We start from the raw sequence: 18,678 nt of genomic DNA on the forward strand, positions 1-18,678 counted from the left end.
TACGGTTGATCCCGGCATGCCGGAATCAGGATCTAGGAATCCAGGATCTGAGTGGCGGTGCCAGGGGAAGGCCCGATCGGATCGGGCAACCGGAGCAGCATACAACGACTGCGTCCGTGCAACGAAACTACCATGGTCGGCCCGGGGCCCGCCCCGGCCCACTACCGGCGGAAACCTGACCCGGGTCTACGCTGCGTCCCACGTTCGCTGCTCAAGGAGGCGCAGGTGCCGCAGGTGCCAGAGAGGGAGGAGCGGCCCGAAGGGCCTCGGTTGAGGGCGGCGGTGGGAGACGGGCGGGCATTGGACGCTGTCGCGGTGCGCGCCTGGTGCGGATTCGCGCTCGAGGCACTCGGCCGCGCGCGCGAGGAGATCGACGCGATCAACGTCTATCCGGTCGCGGACGGGGACACCGGTACCAATCTGTATCTGACCGTGGAGTCGGCGGCCGGGGCGGTCGAGGCGGTGTTCGCGGCGCACGACGCGGTCTCCGGTGGTGCCTCCGAGGCCTCTGGTACTTCCGGCGCTTCCGGCGTTTCCGGTGCCTTCGGCGAAGGAGCGGCGGGGGCGGTCGAGCGGCCGACGCTCGCCGACGCGGTACGTGCGATGGCCCACGGCGCGCTCATCGGGGCCCGGGGGAACTCCGGGACGATCCTCGCTCAGCTCCTGCGGGGCATGGCCCAGGTGCTCTCCGCCGACGGCGAGACCGCCCGCACCGACGGCCAGGGACTGCGGCTCGCCCTCAGACAGGCGGCCGACTCGGCACGGCATGCCGTCGCGCACCCCGTCGAGGGCACGGTCCTCACGGTCGCCTCGGCCGCCGCGGACGCGGCCTCCGGGGCCGAGGGCGACTGCGGGGCGGTGGCACGGGCGGCGTACGAGGGCGCTCGGGCCGCCCTGGCGGCGACTCCGGGGCAGTTGGCGGCCCTGAAGCGGGCAGGAGTGGTGGACGCGGGCGGGCGCGGGCTCGTGGCCGTACTGGCCGCGCTGGTCGAGACGTTCACGGGGGAGGCGCCCGGTGCCTCGGGCGCGGTGCCGGTTCTCATGGGGCACGCGCGCGTGGAGGCCGCTGCCGTGGAGCCGCTCGGGGACCTGGGGGAGTGCGCGGACCCGGCCCCGGCTCCGGAGGAGGGCGGGCCCGCGTTCGAGGTGATCTATCTCCTGGAGGCGGAGGACGCCGCTGTGGACCGGCTGCGGGAGCGGCTCGACGGGCTGGGCGACTCGCTCGTCGTGGTCGGCGGTGACGGGCTGTGGAACGTCCATGTGCACGTCGACGACGCGGGCGCGGCCGTGGAAGCGGGCGTCGAGGCCGGGCGGCCGTACCGGATCCGGATCACGCACTTCGGGGCCGGTGACGCGCATATGGCGGGCGCCGCCGGGCGGCCGGTCCGTGAGCGGGTGCAGCGCGCGGTCGTGGCCGTGGTCCCCGGAGAGGGGCTGGCCGGGCTGTACAGCGAAGCCGGAGCGACCACCGTCCTCGCGCGCCCGGAGGAGCCGCCCGCGAGCGGAGAGCTCGTCGAGGCGATACGGCGGGCCCACGCGCGCGAGGTGGTGCTGTTGCCCAACGACGCCGAACTGCGGCACACGGCTGCCGCCGCGGCCGAGCAGGTCCGCGCGGACGGAGTCCGGGTCGCCCTGATCCCCACGCGTTCCGCGGTGCAGGGGATCGCGGCGCTCGCCGTGCACGAGCCGGAGCGGCGCTTCGACGAGGACGTCGTGTCGATGACCTCGGCGGCCGGGGCGACCCGCTATGCCGAACTCGCCGTCGCGGAACGGGAGTCCTGGACCATGGCCGGCATCTGCCAGGCCGGGGACATCCTGGGCCTCATAGAGGGCGATGTCGCGGTGATCGGCACCGACATCACGGCCACCGCCGAAACCGTCCTCGACCGCATGCTCTCGGCGGGCGGCGAGATGGTCACTCTGGTCCTGGGCGACGAAGCTCCCGACACGATCGCCGCCCACCTCGAAGCCCGGGTGCGCGAGTCCTACCTGGCCGTCGACACGGTGGTGTACCGGGGCGGTCGACAGGGCGCGTTGCTGCTGATCGGCGTGGAGTAGCCCGGGAGCTGAGGGCGTGGGTTCGGGCAAGCCGAACCGCTCGAGAGCGGATCCGACTGACCAGCGGATTTCCGTGACGTATACGGCATTGTCAGTGGTGTGGTGTGCAATGGATCTCGTGCCCGCGCTAGATGAACCACTGAGCAAAGTGCTCGGCCCCGCCACCGCGAAGGTGATGGCCGAGCACCTCGGCCTGCACACCGTCGGCGACCTGCTGCACCACTATCCGCGCAGGTACGAGGAGCGTGGCCAGCTCACCCACCTCGCCGACCTGCCCATGGACGAGCACGTCACGGTGGTCGCTCAGGTCGCCGACGCCCGTCTGCTCACCTTCGCCTCGCCCAAGGCGCCCCGCGGGAAGGGCCAGCGCCTCGAGGTGACCATCACGGACGGCAGCGGCCGTCTCCAGCTGGTCTTCTTCGGCAAGGGCGTCCACAAGCCGCACAAGGAGCTCCTGCCTGGCACGCGCGCGCTGTTCGCGGGCAAGGTCTCCGTCTTCAATCGCCGACTCCAACTCGCCCATCCTGCCTATGAGTTGCTCCGTGGAGACGGCGAGGAGGCCATCGACAAGTGGGCAGGATCGCTCATCCCGATCTACCCGGCCACCGCCAAGCTGGAGTCCTGGAAGATCGGCAAGTCCATCCAGACCGTACTGCCGAGCGCCCAGGAGGCCGTCGATCCGCTGCCGGACTCCCTCCGGGCCGGCCAGGGCCTGGTCCCCCTCCCCGAGGCGCTGCTGAAGATCCACCGCCCGCACACCAAGGCGGACATCGAGGACGCCCGCTCCCGCCTCAAGTGGGACGAGGCCTTCGTCCTCCAGGTGGCCCTGGCCCGCCGCCGCCACGCAGACGCCCAACTCCCGGCGGCGGCCCGCAAACCCAAGCCCGACGGTCTCCTCACGGCCTTCGACGACCGCCTCCCCTTCACCCTCACGGAGGGCCAGCAGAAGGTGTCGAAGGAGATCTTCGACGACCTGGCGACTGAGCATCCGATGCACCGGCTGCTGCAGGGAGAGGTCGGATCGGGTAAGGCTCAGCCCCTCGACTCACTCGTGCTCACGCCTGCTGGTTTCCGCCGGATGGGGGAGTTGAGGGCCGGGGACGAAGTCGTCGCACCGGACGGGGAGATCGCACTGGTCGACGGTGTCTTCCCGCAGGGAGAACGCGATGTCTGGCGGCTGGTTCTCTCCGACGGAAGCTCCGTCGAATGCGACGACGAGCACCTCTGGATCGTTGGTACGAGTTGTGCGTGGCATCGAGGTCAGGCTCCCAAGATCATGACAACTCGGGAGATCCGCCTGGACACCTTCGAGGCCAACGGATCTTCGAAGTGGTACCTCCCGGCAGCCACTCCGGTCGATCTCGGGGGCGACTCCGGGCTGCCTCTCGATCCCTACCTGTTCGGCCTCCTCCTGGGAGACGGCTCATTCCGGCATGACCTGCGTCTGTCCACGATGGACGCCGAGATCCGTGATGCAGTGGCGACGGCCGTGGCACCCGAATGCCTCCTGGTTCCGGTGAAGGGGTCCCGCTGCGACTACACGATCCAGTCGACCAGCCGTACAGGAGACGTTCGCAATCCAGTGATCCAGGTCTTGCGTGGCTTGAGCCTTTGGGGTGTGACCTCGCATGGCAAGTTCGTTCCTGACGTATTCAAGAACACGTCGATCAAGAACCGTCTCGCTGTCCTCCAAGGGCTCATGGACACCGGTGGCACCGTGCACACAGGCGGCCTCAGCGCCTCGTTCTGCTCGGCCTCGCTCAGTCTCGCGGAGGATGTCGCCTGGCTGGTGCGCTCGCTTGGAGGACGAGCGCGAATCCTGCCGAAGCGGGCGGCAATCAACGTCTCGGTGTCCCTGCCTGACCTGTACGCCCCGTTCAGGCTGACGCGCAAGGCCGAACAGGTAGGTCCCCGCCCGAAATACAACACCTTCCGACGCGGAATTCGCGCGGTCGAGTACGTGGGGCGAAAGCCGGTCCAGTGCATCAGCGTCGCTCACCGGAGCCACGCCTACATCACTGACAACTTCACAGTGACCCATAACACAATGGTCGCCCTCCGCGCCATGCTCGCCACCGTCGACGCCGGCGGCCAGGCCGCCATGCTCGCCCCCACAGAGGTCCTCGCCCAGCAGCACCATCGTTCCATCGTCGAGATGATGGGCGAGCTGGCCGAGGGCGGAATGCTGGGCGGCGTCGAGCACGCCACCAAGGTGGTGCTGCTCACCGGCTCGATGGGGACGGCAGCACGCCGCCAGGCCATGCTCGACCTGGTTACCGGCGAAGCCGGAATCGTGATCGGCACGCACGCGCTGATCGAGGACAAGGTGCAGTTCCACGACCTGGGCCTGGTCGTGGTCGACGAGCAGCACCGGTTCGGGGTCGAGCAGCGCGACGCCCTGCGCGGCAAGGGCAAGCAGCCGCCACACCTGCTGGTCATGACCGCCACACCCATCCCGCGCACGGTCGCGATGACCGTCTTCGGTGACCTGGAGACGTCCGTCCTCGACCAGCTCCCCGCCGGGCGCTCACCCATCGCCAGCCATGTCGTCCCGGCCGCCGACAAGCCGCACTTCTTGTCGCGCGCGTGGGAGCGCGTGCGCGAGGAGGTCGCGGGCGGCCATCAGGCATACGTCGTCTGCCCCCGTATCGGGGACGAGGAAGACGGCTCGGTCAAGAAGAAGTCCACCGAGGACGAGGCCGAGAAGCGTCCGCCCCTCGCCGTCCTGGACGTCGCCGACCAGCTCGCCAAGGGCCCGCTCCAGGGGATCAAGGTCGAGGTACTGCACGGCCGTATGCAGCCGGACGACAAGGACGCCGTGATGCGCCGCTTCGCCGCGGGCGAGACGGACGTGCTGGTCGCCACGACGGTGATCGAGGTGGGGGTGAACGTCCCGAACGCCACGGTGATGGTGATCATGGACGCGGACCGGTTCGGTGTATCGCAGCTGCACCAGCTGCGCGGCCGGGTCGGCCGGGGCTCGGCTCCGGGGCTGTGCCTCCTGGTCACCGAGATGCCGGAGGCCGGCGCGGCCCGGGCCCGCCTCGGTGCCGTGGCCGCCACGCTCGACGGCTTCGAGTTGTCCCGCATCGACCTCGAACAGCGCCGCGAGGGCGACGTCCTCGGCCAGGCCCAGTCCGGCGTGCGTTCCTCGCTGCGCATGCTCACCGTCATAGAGGACGAGGACATCATCGCCGAGGCCCGCGAGGAGGCGACCGCGGTCGTCGCCGCGGACCCCGATCTCACGGGCCTGCCCGCCCTGCGCACCGCTCTCCAGGCCTTGCTGGACGAGGAGAGGGAGCAGTACCTGGAGAAGGGCTGACAGACTGGGACTGTCACAGCCGCTCGTTCCACGACAAGGACAGAGATGACCCGCGTGATCGCCGGCCGAGCCGGCGGACGCCGCTTGGCCGTCCCGCACGGAACCCGTACCCGGCCCACCTCCGACCGGGCACGCGAAGGCCTCTTCTCCACCTGGCAGTCCCTGCTCGGCGGCCCCCTGGAGGGCGAGCGCGTCCTCGATCTGTACGCCGGCTCCGGCGCCGTGGGCCTGGAGGCACTGTCGCGCGGCGCCGGGCACAGCCTCCTGGTCGAGGCCGACGCCCGAGCGGTGCGCACCCTCAGGGAGAACGTGAAAACGCTCGGGCTGCCCGGCGCCGAGGTGAGATCCGGCAAAGCGGCGCAGATCATCCGCGCGGGGGCGCCGACAGCCCCGTACGACCTGATTTTTCTCGATCCGCCGTACGACGTCCCGGACGACGATCTTCGCGAGATACTGCTCACACTCCGTGCAGAGGGCTGGCTCGTGGGCGAAGCTCTCGTCACCGTTGAACGCAGTACTAGAGGCGGCGAATTCCGGTGGCCCGGCGGCTTCGAGGCACTGCGCTCCCGTCGTTACGGCGAGGGAACGTTTTGGTACGGTCGCGCCGCCTCTACGTGCGAAGACGCACGATGACCGGACCGGAGAGCGAGGGACCTCAGTTGCGCCGCGCCGTCTGTCCCGGGTCATTCGACCCGATCACCAACGGACACCTCGACATCATCGCCAGAGCGTCCAAGCTGTACGACGTCGTGCACGTCGCGGTGATGATCAATCAGTCCAAGAAGGGCCTCTTCGAGATCGACGAGCGGATCGACCTGATCCGCCAGGTCACCGCGGAGTTCGGGAACGTCGAGGTGGAAGCCTTCCACGGCCTCCTCGTCGACTTCTGCAAGCAGCGCGACATCCCCGCGATCGTCAAGGGACTCCGCGCGGTCAGCGACTTCGACTACGAGCTGCAGATGGCCCAGATGAACAACGGCCTCTCCGGAGTCGAGACCCTCTTCGTCCCCACCAACCCCACCTACAGTTTCCTGTCCTCCTCGCTCGTCAAGGAGGTCGCGGCCTGGGGCGGCGACGTCTCCCACCTGGTGCCGCCGGTGGTCCTCGAAGCTCTCACCGAACGCCTCAAGAAGGACTGAGCCGGGCGCCTCAAGGAGACCGTGCCGGCCCCTGCGGGCTGACAGTGCGTCATCCGGTGTCGGATGGTGCGGGAGTGGCCGTACAGTCGATCCGTCCGTCTCCATCACAGCTGTAGAGAGTGGCGAGCACACGGTGGACGTGCAGAAGAAGCTCGATGAGATCGTCTCGGCGGTCGGCAGCGCCCGTTCCATGCCCATGTCGGCCTCGTGCGTGGTCAACCGCGCCGAGCTCCTCTCCCTGCTCGAAGAGGTGCGCCAGGCCCTGCCCGGCTCCCTCGCCCAGGCCCAGGAACTCATCGGCGGGCGCGAGCAGTTGGTCGAGCAGGCCCGCGAGGAGGCCCAGCGGATCATCGAGTCCGCGCACGCCGAGCGCGGCTCGCTGATCTCCGGCACCGAGGTCGCCCGTCGCTCCCAGGACGAGGCCGATCGCATCCTCGCCGAGGCCCGCAAGGAGGCCGAGGAGATCCGCGCGGAGGCCGACGACTACGTCGACTCCAAGCTCGCCAACTTCGAGGTCGTCCTCACCAAGACCCTCGGCTCCGTCGGCCGGGGCCGCGAGAAGCTCCTCGGCACCGGACCCGGCCTCGACGAGCACGGTTACGAGGACGAGGACGCGCCCGAGCGCAGCCACGACCCTCAGACCTTGCGTCGCAATGCCGATGAATACGTCGACGTCAAGCTCGGCGCCTTCGAGGCCGTCCTCGCCAAGACCCTGGAGGCCGTCGGCCGCGGTCGCCAGAAGTTGCACGGTCGTATCGCCTCCGACGACCTGGGCGCGCTCACGGACGACGGTTCGCCCGTGCAGCACACCACGGACGCCGAGTACCTGGACGGCCTCGCGGCTCCCGCGGACACCTCCGCCCGGCCCGCCGGACCCGCCCCTGCCGTTCCCGCCCAGCAGCCGTACGGCGGGCAGGACCAGCAGCAGTACGCGTATCAGCAGCACACCGACGCGTACGGCTATCAGCAGGCATACGGGCAGCAGGATCAACAGCAGTTCGCGTACCAGCAGCAGGCCGATCCGTACGCTGCCTATCCGCAGCAGGCCTACGACCCGAACGCCCAGCAGGCCGGATACGACCCCGACCAGGGGCAGCAGGCCTACGGGCAGCAGCCCGAGCCGCAGGCGCACGCCCTCGACGAGACCAGCCTCTTCGACACGAGCATGATCAGCGCCGAGCAGCTGCGCCAGTACGAACAGGAGCGCGGCGGACGCTGAGGGGTGCTCCCAGCGGCGTACGCCGGTGTCCTGGACGGCCGGTGCGCACCGGATTGGGCCGAGAGCGCAAGGTCCAGTATCCTGGCTCTTCGGTCGCGCGTTCGTCCGCGATCCACGCTGCCCGGGAACATAGGGCGGCGAACTCTGAGTTTCAAGATCGAAAGCAGGAATGGCCCTGAACGCCCGCCTCGACCACCGCAACCCTCTCGTGTTCGACACACACGAGCTGGGGCGACGTCCTGGTGCGCTGCAGCGGCTGACCCGCGCGGTCGGCGCTCCCAAGGACTTCGGTATCCAGGGAGTCATCGGAGTGCCGGAAGGCGCGCCGGTGGAGCTCGAACTCCGGCTCGAGTCGGTCATGGAAGGTGTGCTGGTCACAGGCACCGCCCGGGCCGTCGCCGAGGGGGAGTGCGTAAGGTGTCTGGAGCCGCTTCAGCTGGAGCTCGAAGCGGACTTCCAGGAGATGTTCTCGTACCCTGACGCCGACGACCGGGGCCGCCCCAAGGCGGAACCGGCCGACGACGCCGAGGGATCCACAGAAGACGAGGACAGGCTTTTCATCGAGGACGGCTTGTTCGACCTCGAGCCTGTGCTGCGTGATGCGGTGGTGCTCGCACTGCCGATGCAGCCGGTGTGCCAGGAAGACTGTGAGGGACTGTGCTCCGAGTGCGGAGTACGTCTCTCGGACGAACCGGGCCACCACCATGACGCCGTCGACATCCGTTGGGCGGCACTGCAGGGACTCGCCGGTTCACTCGAAGATGGCGAGAAGGACGAGATCAGCGGCGCCGAATCGGGCGCCGACGAGAAGCAGGAGAAGTAGCCGTGGCTGTTCCGAAGCGGAAGATGTCGCGCAGCAACACGCGCCACCGCCGGTCGCAGTGGAAGGCTGCGGTCCCCAACCTGGTTGCGTGTGAGCGCTGCCACGAGCCCAAGCTGCAGCACATCGCGTGCCCTGCTTGCGGCACCTATAACAAGCGCCAGGTCCTCGAGGTCTGAGCGGCTGGTGAGAGGCTTCATGTCTGACGCCAAGGCGGATTCGAACGCCAAGAAAAAGGCGGACAACACAGCCTCGTCCCACACGCTTCTGGAAGGGCGGCTCGGCTACAGGCTCGAGTCCGCCCTTCTGGTGCGTGCGCTGACCCACCGTTCGTACGCATACGAGAACGGCGGTCTGCCGACCAACGAGCGACTGGAGTTCCTCGGGGACTCCGTGCTCGGCCTGGTCGTCACGGACACGCTGTACCGCACCCACCCCGACCTGCCCGAAGGCCAGCTGGCCAAGTTGCGGGCCGCGGTGGTCAACTCGCGTGCGCTGGCGGAGGTCAGCCGCGGGCTGGACCTGGGCTCCTTCATCCGGCTCGGCCGGGGCGAAGAGGGCACGGGCGGCCGGGACAAGGCTTCCATCCTTGCTGACACCCTGGAAGCGGTGATCGGCGCGGTCTATCTCGACCAGGGGCTCGACTCGGCGGCGGAGCTGGTGCACCGCCTGTTCGACCCGCTGATCGAGAAGTCCTCGAATCTCGGTGCCGGCCTGGACTGGAAGACCAGTCTCCAGGAGCTCACCGCGACCGAGGGGCTCGGCGTTCCCGAGTACCTGGTCACGGAGACCGGCCCGGACCACGAGAAGACCTTTACTGCTGCCGCCCGCGTCGGAGGCGTCTCGTACGGCACCGGCACCGGCCGCAGCAAAAAGGAAGCGGAGCAGCAGGCCGCGGAGTCCGCCTGGCGGGAGATCCGCTCCGCCGCGGACGAGCGCGTGCAGGCGACGAAGGCCGCCGCGGACGCCAAGGGGGAGGCCGACATCCCCTCCGCCGCGAGCTCCGACGCCGCTCCCGCCTGACCCACGGCCACAGCCGTAGCCGATCGCCCGCCCCCTGACAGCACGTAGGGGGCGGGCGATCGTGTTCCGCGACCCCACTCGGGCCCGCCCATGGCGCGGCGGTACGCTGCGGGCGCGCGGCCCCAGGGGGCGCCCGAGTCGTCCACGCATCCCGAAGGAGAAACCGTGCCCGAGCTTCCTGAGGTCGAGGTCGTACGGCGCGGTCTGGAGCGCTGGGTCAGTGGACGGATCGTCGCCGACGTACAGGTGCGGCATCCGCGCGCGGTGCGCCGGCACATCGCGGGCGGCGAGGACTTCGGGGCCCGGCTGAAGGGGCACCGGATCGGGCTGCCTCAGCGTCGCGGCAAGTACCTCTGGCTACCGCTCGCGGATCAGCCGAGTGCCGTTCTCGCGCACCTCGGTATGAGCGGCCAGCTGCTCGTCCAGCCGGAGGGCGCGCCCGACGAGAAGCACCTGCGCATCCGTGTTCGCTTCGACGACACCCTCACCACCGAACTCCGCTTCGTCGACCAGCGCACCTTCGGCGGGCTCTCCTTGCACACGACCACCCCCGAAGGGCTGCCCGACGTCATCGCGCACATCGCCCGCGACCCACTGGACCCGCAGTTCGACGACGCCGCCTTCCACGAGGCGCTGCGGCGGAGACGTACGACCATCAAGCGGGCTCTGCTCGACCAGTCGCTGATCAGTGGCGTCGGCAACATCTACGCGGACGAGGCGCTGTGGCGCGCGCGACTGCACTACGAGCGCCCGACCACCGGTTTCACGCGCCCGCGCACCGCCGAACTCCTCGGCCACGTACGGGACGTGCTGTACGAGGCCCTCAGCGCCGGCGGCACCAGCTTCGACAGCCTGTACGTCAACGTGAATGGTGAGTCCGGCTACTTCGACCGGTCCCTCGACGCGTACGGGCGGGAGGGCGAACCGTGCCGGCGTTGCGGCACCGCGATCCGGCGGCGGCCCTGGATGAACCGGTCCAGCTACTTCTGCCCGCGCTGTCAGCGGGTGCCGCGCGCCTCGTCGTAACGCTCGCGCGCCGCCAGGACCTCGCCCATGCGCCCCTCCGTGAAGTGGATGAGGGCCAGCAGCCGCTCGGCGACCCCGCGGCCGAGCGGCGTCAGTTCGTAGTCCACGCGCGGCGGATTCGTGGGCTGCGCCTCGCGGTGCACCAGACCGTCGCGCTCCAGTGCGTGCAACGTCTGCGACAGCATCTTCTCGCTCACGCCGTCGACGCGCCGCCGCAGCTCATTGAAGCGGAACGGGCCTTCGTACAACGCCCCGAGCGTGAGTCCGCCCCAGCGCCCCGTGACGTGCTCCAGGGTGCCCCGCGAGGGACACCCCTTGGAGAACACGTCGAACGGAAGATCCTGTGTCTCCGTGAGGTCCATACCTTCAGCGTACTCCGGCGCAGCGCCTACCAACAGGTGGCGCTAACCAAGAGAAACCGCTCAGTGGTCGCTCAGTAGCCGAAGTCCTGCGTCCACCAGGGGCCGCCCGCAGCGAAGTGGGCGCCGACTCCGAGGGTCTTGAAGTCGCAGTTCAGGATGTTCGCGCGGTGGCCGGGGCTGTTCATCCAGGCCTCCATGACCGCCTCGGCGTCGGCCTGGCCACGGGCTATGTTCTCGCCGCCGAGGTTCGCTATGCCGAGTACATCCGCCCGGTCCCACGGGGTGGCCCCGCTCGGGTCGGTGTGGTCGAAGAAGTCCCGCTCGGCCATGTCCTCGCTGAATGCCTGGGCCAGCTTGGCGAGCGTGCCGGACGCCGTCACCGGGCTGCAGCCCGCCTTCTCCCGCTCCTGGTTCACCAGCTTGAGTACCTCGGCCTCAGCCGCGGTCTGCGGGGACACCGCCTTGGGCGGGGTCGGCTTGGGCACCTTCGTGGCCGTACGCGACGGAGTCGGAGTGGGCTTCGGCTTCGACTTCTCCGGAGTTTTCGTGGTCGGCTTCGCCGAAGGCTCCTTTGCGGGCTCCTTCGTCGGCTTCGTGGGCGTCGGCGAAGGCGAAGGGGAACGGTCGGCGTCACGGCTCGTGCCGGAACCGTCGCGGTCGTCGGCGGAGCCGTCCGCACCGCCCTGGGTGCCCAGGCCGGTCGGGAAGTCCGAGGTCTGCACCTTGCCCGCGTTGTTGCCGCCGGCCGTGTTGGTGTCACCGCCGCCCGGAATCAGCCCGGAGGCGACTGCGACGGCGCCCATCGCGACGGCCGCGGAGGCCCCGAGCAGACCGGTGCGCACGGGCACTGCGGCCTTGGCCTTCTTGCGGCGGCGGTGCGAGCGCCCGCCGCGGGGGCCGGGGACGGACGCGAAGCTGGTCGTGGCGTACGCGTCGACGTCGCCCGTCGCGTAGAGGTACGCGGCACTCCCCGGAGCGGTGTCGCCCTCTGCGAAGAGATATGCGTCACTGTGCGCGTAGGCATTGTTCTGCGGGTGGAGGGCATGCCCCTCGTAACGGCCCTGCCCGGCCGCCGAGATGGCGTCGGTCGCGTAGTAACCCGCACCGGCCGTTGAGTAGCCGCCGGTGCGTGATCCGTACGTTTGCGTGACGCCGGTGGCGCGGCCTGTGGCGGCGCGGCCGGCGGCGGAGCGTCGGTGGCGTCCCATCTCCTGGCCTTCCTCATCCTTGCAGTCAACGTTCCTCACCCGAACGAGTGAGGTGCATTGCGTCGGGACGGTACCGCATGACGCATGAGGAGGAAGTGCTCAGGAACCAAATGACTGGTTAGCGTGCACCCATGAACGACGATGTGCGACTCGTGGCCTGGGTGCGCGGAAGCGTCCAAGGTGTGGGTTTCCGCTGGTTCACCCGTGCCAAGGCGCTGGAGCTCGGCGGCCTGAGTGGCTTTGCTCTCAATTTGCAGGACGGCCGGGTTCAGGTGGTCGCCGAGGGGCCGCGGGCCGGCTGTGAGGGACTGCTCGACTGGCTGCGAGGGGACGACACACCCGGCCGGGTCGACGGAGTCACCGAGATTTGGGACACACCCCGCGGCGGCTATGACGGCTTCGCCATCCGCTGAGATCCACTGCTCCTCGCGGGCCGCAACACCGCAGGCCGGGGAGCGTGAGCGTCCTGGGGCACCTGCCGGAGGCAGAAACTACCTGGTGGTTGCCAAGAACGGCTTGCCGTGGCAGGCTCGCGAAGGAAGGATGATCTCTACGCCCTCGGGGCCCCGCAGGAGAGGCAGCGCCGCCCGTTTCCAGGCCGCGCGCCCCGGGTCGCCCGTCAATACGGGGCGTGATCGTGTTGACCGTCAAACTTTTTGGTGAGACGCTGAAAGCCCCGCGCACCTTAGCTGTTTGGCATGTAAGAACGGCAGCAACAACTGAACAGTGCCAAGCACCACGGGTGCGATTCCCTCACGACCCAACCGCTTCGGTCGGTCACTCATTGTGGAGGACCATCCATCATGGCAAAGGCGCTTCTCGGTTACGTCGGCGGCTCTGACCCGCGACTCCTCGCCGAGATGCGACGGCTCCAGCAGCGCGTCCAGGACCTGGAATCCGAGCTCGTACGGATCCAGGCCGAGAACGACGAGCTGACGGCTGCCGCTTCTCACGAACAGCTTCTGAAGAGCATCGACGTACCCCAGGCGGAGCCTGCGCTCACCTGACCACTACGGCAAACGACGCCGCCAGTGATCAGGCTGTCCGTGTCAGCCGCTAACCAGAATTGCAAGGGACGCTTCGGCGTCCCTTCTTTTTTGGCCCCGCCTCTGTCCCGCGCACTCTTTCACTGTCTTTAACGTCTGGTCTGCCCTGCACGTTCATGGGTGAAACCGTTCGTTCATGGAGTGAGACAGACCCGGACGGTAGAGTCCGGCGGCGTGCACCTCAAGGCCCTGACCCTGAGAGGGTTCAAGTCGTTCGCTTCGGCGACCACGCTCCGGTTCGAGCCGGGGATCACGTGTGTCGTCGGTCCCAACGGTTCGGGCAAGTCCAATGTCGTGGACGCGCTCAGCTGGGTCATGGGCGAGCAGGGCGCCAAGTCGCTGCGCGGCGGCAAGATGGAGGACGTCATCTTCGCCGGCACGACCGGGCGACCGCCCCTCGGCCGCGCCGAAGTGTCCCTCACCATCGACAACTCCGACGGTGCGCTGCCCATCGAGTACGCCGAGGTCACCATCACGCGGATCATGTTCCGCAACGGCGGCAGTGAGTACCAGATCAACGGTGATACGTGCCGATTGCTGGATATTCAGGAGCTGCTGTCCGACTCCGGCATCGGCCGCGAGATGCATGTCATCGTCGGCCAGGGACAGCTCGACTCCGTGCTGCACGCCGATCCGATGGGCCGCCGTGCCTTCATCGAGGAGGCCGCGGGCGTCCTCAAGCACCGGAAGCGCAAGGAGAAGGCGCTGCGGAAGCTGGACGCGATGCAGGCGAACCTCGCGCGCGTGCAGGACCTGACGGACGAACTGCGGCGCCAGCTCAAGCCGCTCGGCCGCCAGGCGGCCGTCGCGCGCCGGGCCGCCGTCATTCAGGCCGACCTGAGGGACGCCCGGCTGCGGCTGCTCGCCGACGATCTCGTACGACTCCGCCAGGCGCTCCAGGCCGAGATCGCCGACGAGGCCGCACTCAAGGAACGCAAGGACGCCGCCGAGGCCGAGCTGAAGAAGGCCCTCCAGCGGGAGGCGCAGCTCGAGGACGAGGTGCGGCGCCTCACACCGCGGCTCCAGCGGGCACAGCAGACCTGGCACGAACTGTCGCAGCTGGCCGAGCGGGTGCGCGGCACGATCTCGCTGGCCGACGCCCGGGTCAAGAGCGCGACCTCCGTGCCGCCCGAGGAGCGGCGTGGGCGCGATCCCGAGGACATGGAGCGCGAGGCCGCACGGATCCGTGAACAGGAGGCCGAGCTCGAAGCGGCCCTCGAGGCGGCCGAGCGGGCACTGGAGGACACGGTCGCGCACCGGTCCGAGCTGGAGCGCGAACTGGCGCTGGAGGAACGGCGACTGAAGGACGTGGCCCGCGCCATCGCCGACCGCCGCGAGGGGCTCGCCCGGTTGAACGGCCAGGTCAACGCGGCTCGTTCGCGTGCCGCCTCCGCCCAGGCGGAGATCGACCGCCTGGCCTCCGCACGGGACGAGGCCCAGGAGCGGGCGGTCGCGGCGCAGGAGGAGTACGAGGCGCTCAAGGCCGAGGTCGACGGCCTGGACGAGGGAGACGCGGAGCTGGCCGAGCGGCACGAGTCGGCCAAGTCCGCGCTGGCGGAGGCGGAGTCCGCCCTGGCGGCGGCCCGCGAGGCGACCACCTCCGCGGAACGCAAGCGCGCCGCCACCCAGGCCCGCCACGAGGCCCTGGCCCTCGGCCTGCGTCGCAAGGACGGCACGGGGGCCCTGCTCGGTGCAAAGGACCGTCTCACCGGCCTGCTGGGCCCGGCCGCCGAACTCCTGTCGGTCACCCCGGGCTACGAGGTCGCCCTGGCCGCCGCCTTCGGGACGGCAGCGGACGCCATCGCGGTGACCACCCCGAACTCGGCCGCCGACGCCATCCGCCTGCTCCGCAAGCAGGACGCCGGGCGAGCGGCCCTGCTGCTTGCGGGGGCACCCGAGGAGGTGCCGGCATCGGGCGACGGCGCCCCCAGTGGTGTAACCCCGGGGCACGACAGACCTCCGTACGCCGCCGACCTGGTCCGAGGACCCGCCGAACTCATGCCCGCCGTACGGCGCTTGCTGCGGGGCATCGTCGTGGTGGGGACCCTGGAGGACGCCGAGGATCTGGTGAGTGCGCGGCCGGAGTTGACCGCGGTGACCGCCGAAGGCGATCTGCTCGGGGCGCACTTCGCGCACGGAGGGTCGGCCGGGGCGCCGAGTCTGCTCGAGGTGCAGGCCTCCGTCGACGAAGCCGCAGCCGAGCTGGAAGAACTCGCCTTGCGATGCGAGGGGTTGACCGAGGCGCAGCATTTCGCAGCCGAGCAGCGCAAGGAACGGGCCGCGCTCGTCGAGGAGTTGGGGGAGCGGCGGCGAGCCGGGGAGCGGGAGAAATCAGCGGTCGCCCAGCAGCTCGGGCGGCTGGCCGGGCAGGCCCGAGGGGCGTCAGGAGAGGCCGAGCGCAGCACCGCCGCTGCCGCGCGGGCGCAGGAAGCCCTGGACAGGGCCCTGGAGGAAGTCGAAGAGCTGGCCGAACGGCTCGCCGTGGCCGAGGAGATGCCCGTCGAGGAGGAGCCCGACACCTCCGTACGGGACCGGCTCGCCGCGGACGGCGCCAATGCGCGGCAGACCGAGATGGAGGCCCGGCTCCAGGCACGTACGCACGAGGAACGGGTCAAAGGGCTGGCCGGACGGGCCGATGCGCTCGACCGGGCCGCGCGCGCCGAACGTGAGGCACGCGCGCGTGCCGAGCAGCGCAGGGCGCGGCTGAGGCACGAGGCCGCCGTCGCCGAAGCCGTCGCCTCCGGTGCGCGGCAACTGCTCGCGCACGTCGAGGTCTCGGTGGGCCGGGCGGAGGAGGAACGCACGGCGGCAGAGAGCGCCAAGGCCCTGAGGGAGCAGGATCTCGTCGTCGCCCGCAACGAGGGGCGGGACCTCAAGGCCGAACTCGACAAACTCACGGATTCAGTGCACCGCGGCGAGGTACTCGGCGCCGAGAAGCGGCTGCGTATCGAGCAGTTGGAGTCAAAGGCGCTGGAGGAGCTCGGTGTGGAACCGGCGGGTCTCGTGGCCGACTACGGCCCCGACCGGCTTGTGCCGCCCTCGCTCGCCGCCGAGGGCGAGGAGCTGCCCGAGGACCCGGAGCACCCGCGCAACCAGCCCCGGCCGTTCGTCCGCGGAGAGCAGGAGAAGCGGCTCAAGTCGGCCGAACGGGCCTACCAGCAGCTCGGCAAGGTCAACCCGCTCGCCCTGGAGGAGTTCGCGGCGTTGGAGGAACGTCACCAGTTCCTCAGCGAGCAGCTGGAGGACCTCAAGAAGACGCGTGCCGATCTACTCCAGGTCGTGAAGGAGGTCGACGAGCGCGTCGAGCAGGTCTTCACCGAGGCGTTCCGGGACACGGCCCGCGAGTTCGAAGGCGTCTTCAGCCGGCTGTTCCCGGGCGGCGAGGGACGGCTGATCCTGACCGATCCCGACAACATGCTCACCACGGGCGTGGATGTGGAGGCCCGGCCGCCGGGCAAGAAGGTCAAGCGCCTCAGCCTGCTCTCCGGCGGCGAGCGCTCGCTGACCGCCGTGGCGATGCTCGTGTCGATCTTCAAGGCGCGGCCCAGCCCGTTCTATGTGATGGATGAGGTCGAGGCGGCGCTCGACGACACCAACCTGCAGCGGCTCATCCGCATCATGCAGGAGCTGCAAGAGGCCTCGCAGCTGATCGTGATCACCCACCAGAAGCGCACGATGGAGGTCGCCGACGCGCTGTACGGCGTCTCCATGCAGGGCGACGGGGTGTCGAAGGTGATCAGCCAGAGGCTTCGGTAGCTCGGCATCGCCGACTCTCCGGATGGCCGGACGGTTGCTCGATGGTCACAACATGGGCTAGCCATTCAAGTTTCGAACACAAAACCCTTACCTGCTTATAGCCCTGGCCTCATCTGGCCCGGTTGACTTCGAGACTTGAATGAATAACCTCGAAAACGTTGCCTTCACCTTCAGTTGAAGGTCTTGCCCACCCCCCGGCAGCGAGGCCGGCGGCCCGAGGAGTACACGTGACCCGCGCAGCGCAGCTACCCAAGTCAGGGGCCCGAGAGGCTCATCCCGAACACCTCGGGCACGTCATCTTCATCGCGGCGGCGGCCGCGATGGGCGGCTTCCTCTTCGGCTACGACAGTGCCGTGATCAACGGCGCCGTCGAAGCCATCCGGGACCGCTACGACATCGGCTCCGCGGCCCTGGCGCAGGTGATCGCCATCGCGCTGATCGGCTGCGCGATCGGCGCCGCCACGGCGGGCCGCATCGCCGACCGCATAGGCCGCATCCGCTGTATGCAGATCTCGGCCGTCCTCTTCATCGTCAGCGCCGTCGGCTCCGCACTGCCCTTCGCGCTGTACGACCTGGCCTTCTGGCGCATCGTCGGCGGCTTCGCCATCGGCATGGCCTCCGTGATCGGCCCCGCCTACATCGCCGAGGTCGCCCCCGCCGCGTACCGCGGACGCCTCGGCTCCTTCCAGCAGGCCGCGATCGTCATCGGCATCGCCGTCTCCCAGCTGGTCAACTGGGCCATCCTGAACGCCGCGGACGGCGACCAGCGCGGCAAGCTGATGGGCCTGGAAGCCTGGCAGGTCATGCTCGGCGTGATGGTCATCCCCGCCATCCTGTACGGCCTGCTCTCCTTCGCGATCCCCGAGTCACCCCGCTACCTCATCTCCGCCGGCAAGGAGACCCGCGCCCGCGAGGTGCTCGCCGAGGTCGAGGGCAAGAACGTCGACCTGGACGCCCGCGTGCGGGAGATCGAGCACGCCATGAAGAGCGAGCACAAGTCGACCTTCAGGGACCTGCTCGGCGGCAGCTTCTTCTTCCGGCCCATCGTCTGGATCGGCATCGGGCTCTCCGTCTTCCAGCAGTTCGTCGGCATCAACGTCGCGTTCTACTACTCCTCGACGCTGTGGCAGTCCGTCGGCGTCGACCCGACGGAGTCCTTCTTCTACTCGTTCACGACGTCGATCATCAACATCGTCGGCACCGTGATCGCCATGATCTTCGTCGACCGCATCGGCCGCAGGCCCCTCGCGCTCATCGGCTCCGTCGGCATGGTCCTCGGTCTCGCGCTCGAAGCCTGGGCCTTCTCCTTCGACCTCGTCGACGGCAAGCTGCCGGCCACCCAGGGCTGGGTCGCGCTGATCGCAGCCCACGTCTTCGTGCTCTTCTTCGCCCTCTCGTGGGGTGTGGTCGTCTGGGTCTTCCTCGGTGAAATGTTCCCGAACAAGATCCGCGCCGCCGCCCTCGGCGTCGCCGCCTCCGCGCAGTGGATAGCCAACTGGGCCATCACCGCGAGCTTCCCGTCCCTGGCCGACTGGAACCTCTCCCTGACGTACGTGATCTACACCGTCTTCGCCGCACTCTCCATCCCCTTCGTGCTCAAGTTCGTCACGGAGACCAAGGGCAAGGCGCTGGAGGAGATGGGATAGATCTGCTTCGAAAGGGCCCCGAAAGGCCCCCGAGCACGAGGAGACGGGCCAAG

Annotated in this window: 15 protein-coding genes; 13 read left to right on the forward strand and 2 right to left on the reverse strand. The window is 69.3% G+C overall.

From position 1 onward, the window contains the following. Positions 1 to 234 precede the first annotated feature (234 nt). The 9 genes from ACFYO0_RS32855 (at position 235) to mutM (ending at position 10,607) form a co-directional block, all read left to right on the forward strand. Positions 235 to 2,058, forward strand: a complete 1,824-nt coding sequence (locus tag ACFYO0_RS32855; protein WP_388683587.1) for a DAK2 domain-containing protein — start codon at positions 235 to 237, stop codon at positions 2,056 to 2,058. A 109-nt stretch (positions 2,059 to 2,167) separates the two neighbouring features. Then, positions 2,168 to 5,380, forward strand: a complete 3,213-nt coding sequence (locus ACFYO0_RS32860; protein ID WP_388683399.1) for a helicase-related protein — start codon at positions 2,168 to 2,170, stop codon at positions 5,378 to 5,380. A 45-nt stretch (positions 5,381 to 5,425) separates the two neighbouring features. Next, complete coding sequence (gene rsmD / locus ACFYO0_RS32865; RefSeq protein WP_388683402.1) at positions 5,426 to 6,013, forward strand: 16S rRNA (guanine(966)-N(2))-methyltransferase RsmD; 588 nt, start codon at positions 5,426 to 5,428, stop codon at positions 6,011 to 6,013. Positions 6,014 to 6,039: 26 nt separating this feature from the next. Beyond that, positions 6,040 to 6,519 (forward strand): pantetheine-phosphate adenylyltransferase, encoded by a 480-nt coding sequence (gene coaD, locus ACFYO0_RS32870; protein WP_388683590.1) that lies wholly within the window; start codon positions 6,040 to 6,042, stop codon positions 6,517 to 6,519. A gap of 133 nt (positions 6,520 to 6,652) precedes the next feature. Beyond that, the gene (locus tag ACFYO0_RS32875; protein ID WP_388683404.1) at positions 6,653 to 7,738 is read left to right on the forward strand and encodes an ATP synthase F0 subunit B; all 1,086 of its coding nucleotides are present in this window, start codon (positions 6,653 to 6,655) and stop codon (positions 7,736 to 7,738) included. A gap of 169 nt (positions 7,739 to 7,907) precedes the next feature. Next, complete coding sequence (locus ACFYO0_RS32880) at positions 7,908 to 8,561, forward strand: YceD family protein (protein WP_388683405.1); 654 nt, start codon at positions 7,908 to 7,910, stop codon at positions 8,559 to 8,561. Positions 8,562 to 8,563: 2 nt separating this feature from the next. Continuing rightward, positions 8,564 to 8,737: a 50S ribosomal protein L32 gene (gene rpmF, locus ACFYO0_RS32885; protein ID WP_033321093.1), complete on the forward strand. Its 174-nt coding sequence runs from the start codon at positions 8,564 to 8,566 to the stop codon at positions 8,735 to 8,737. A gap of 19 nt (positions 8,738 to 8,756) precedes the next feature. After that, positions 8,757 to 9,581: a ribonuclease III gene (gene rnc, locus ACFYO0_RS32890; protein ID WP_388683409.1), complete on the forward strand. Its 825-nt coding sequence runs from the start codon at positions 8,757 to 8,759 to the stop codon at positions 9,579 to 9,581. A gap of 165 nt (positions 9,582 to 9,746) precedes the next feature. Next, positions 9,747 to 10,607, forward strand: coding sequence for a bifunctional DNA-formamidopyrimidine glycosylase/DNA-(apurinic or apyrimidinic site) lyase (gene mutM / locus ACFYO0_RS32895; protein WP_388683412.1), 861 nt, complete (start codon positions 9,747 to 9,749; stop codon positions 10,605 to 10,607). Here the strand turns inward: mutM and ACFYO0_RS32900 are convergent. Further along, positions 10,580 to 10,969, reverse strand: a complete 390-nt coding sequence (locus tag ACFYO0_RS32900; RefSeq protein ID WP_388683414.1) for a winged helix-turn-helix transcriptional regulator — start codon at positions 10,967 to 10,969, stop codon at positions 10,580 to 10,582. The genes mutM and ACFYO0_RS32900 overlap by 28 nt on opposite strands. Before the next feature lie 71 nt (positions 10,970 to 11,040). Then, complete coding sequence (locus ACFYO0_RS32905; RefSeq protein WP_388683417.1) at positions 11,041 to 12,177, reverse strand: CAP domain-containing protein; 1,137 nt, start codon at positions 12,175 to 12,177, stop codon at positions 11,041 to 11,043. Between the two features lie 131 nt (positions 12,178 to 12,308). On the opposite strand from ACFYO0_RS32905, the gene ACFYO0_RS32910 reads away from it, so the two are divergent. The 4 genes from ACFYO0_RS32910 (at position 12,309) to ACFYO0_RS32925 (ending at position 18,625) form a co-directional block, all read left to right on the forward strand. Continuing rightward, complete coding sequence (locus ACFYO0_RS32910; protein WP_388683420.1) at positions 12,309 to 12,590, forward strand: acylphosphatase; 282 nt, start codon at positions 12,309 to 12,311, stop codon at positions 12,588 to 12,590. Between the two features lie 390 nt (positions 12,591 to 12,980). After that, a complete protein-coding gene (locus tag ACFYO0_RS32915) occupies positions 12,981 to 13,184 on the forward strand; it encodes a hypothetical protein (RefSeq protein WP_165338055.1) in 204 nt (67 codons plus the stop codon). A 213-nt stretch (positions 13,185 to 13,397) separates the two neighbouring features. Continuing rightward, positions 13,398 to 16,979, forward strand: a complete 3,582-nt coding sequence (gene smc, locus ACFYO0_RS32920; RefSeq protein ID WP_388683592.1) for a chromosome segregation protein SMC — start codon at positions 13,398 to 13,400, stop codon at positions 16,977 to 16,979. A gap of 227 nt (positions 16,980 to 17,206) precedes the next feature. Beyond that, positions 17,207 to 18,625: a sugar porter family MFS transporter gene (locus tag ACFYO0_RS32925; protein ID WP_388683423.1), complete on the forward strand. Its 1,419-nt coding sequence runs from the start codon at positions 17,207 to 17,209 to the stop codon at positions 18,623 to 18,625. The last annotated feature ends 53 nt before the right edge of the window (positions 18,626 to 18,678 follow it).

This window comes from Streptomyces sp. NPDC006365, assembly GCF_042870755.1.
Lineage (GTDB): Bacteria > Actinomycetota > Actinomycetes > Streptomycetales > Streptomycetaceae > Streptomyces > Streptomyces xiangluensis.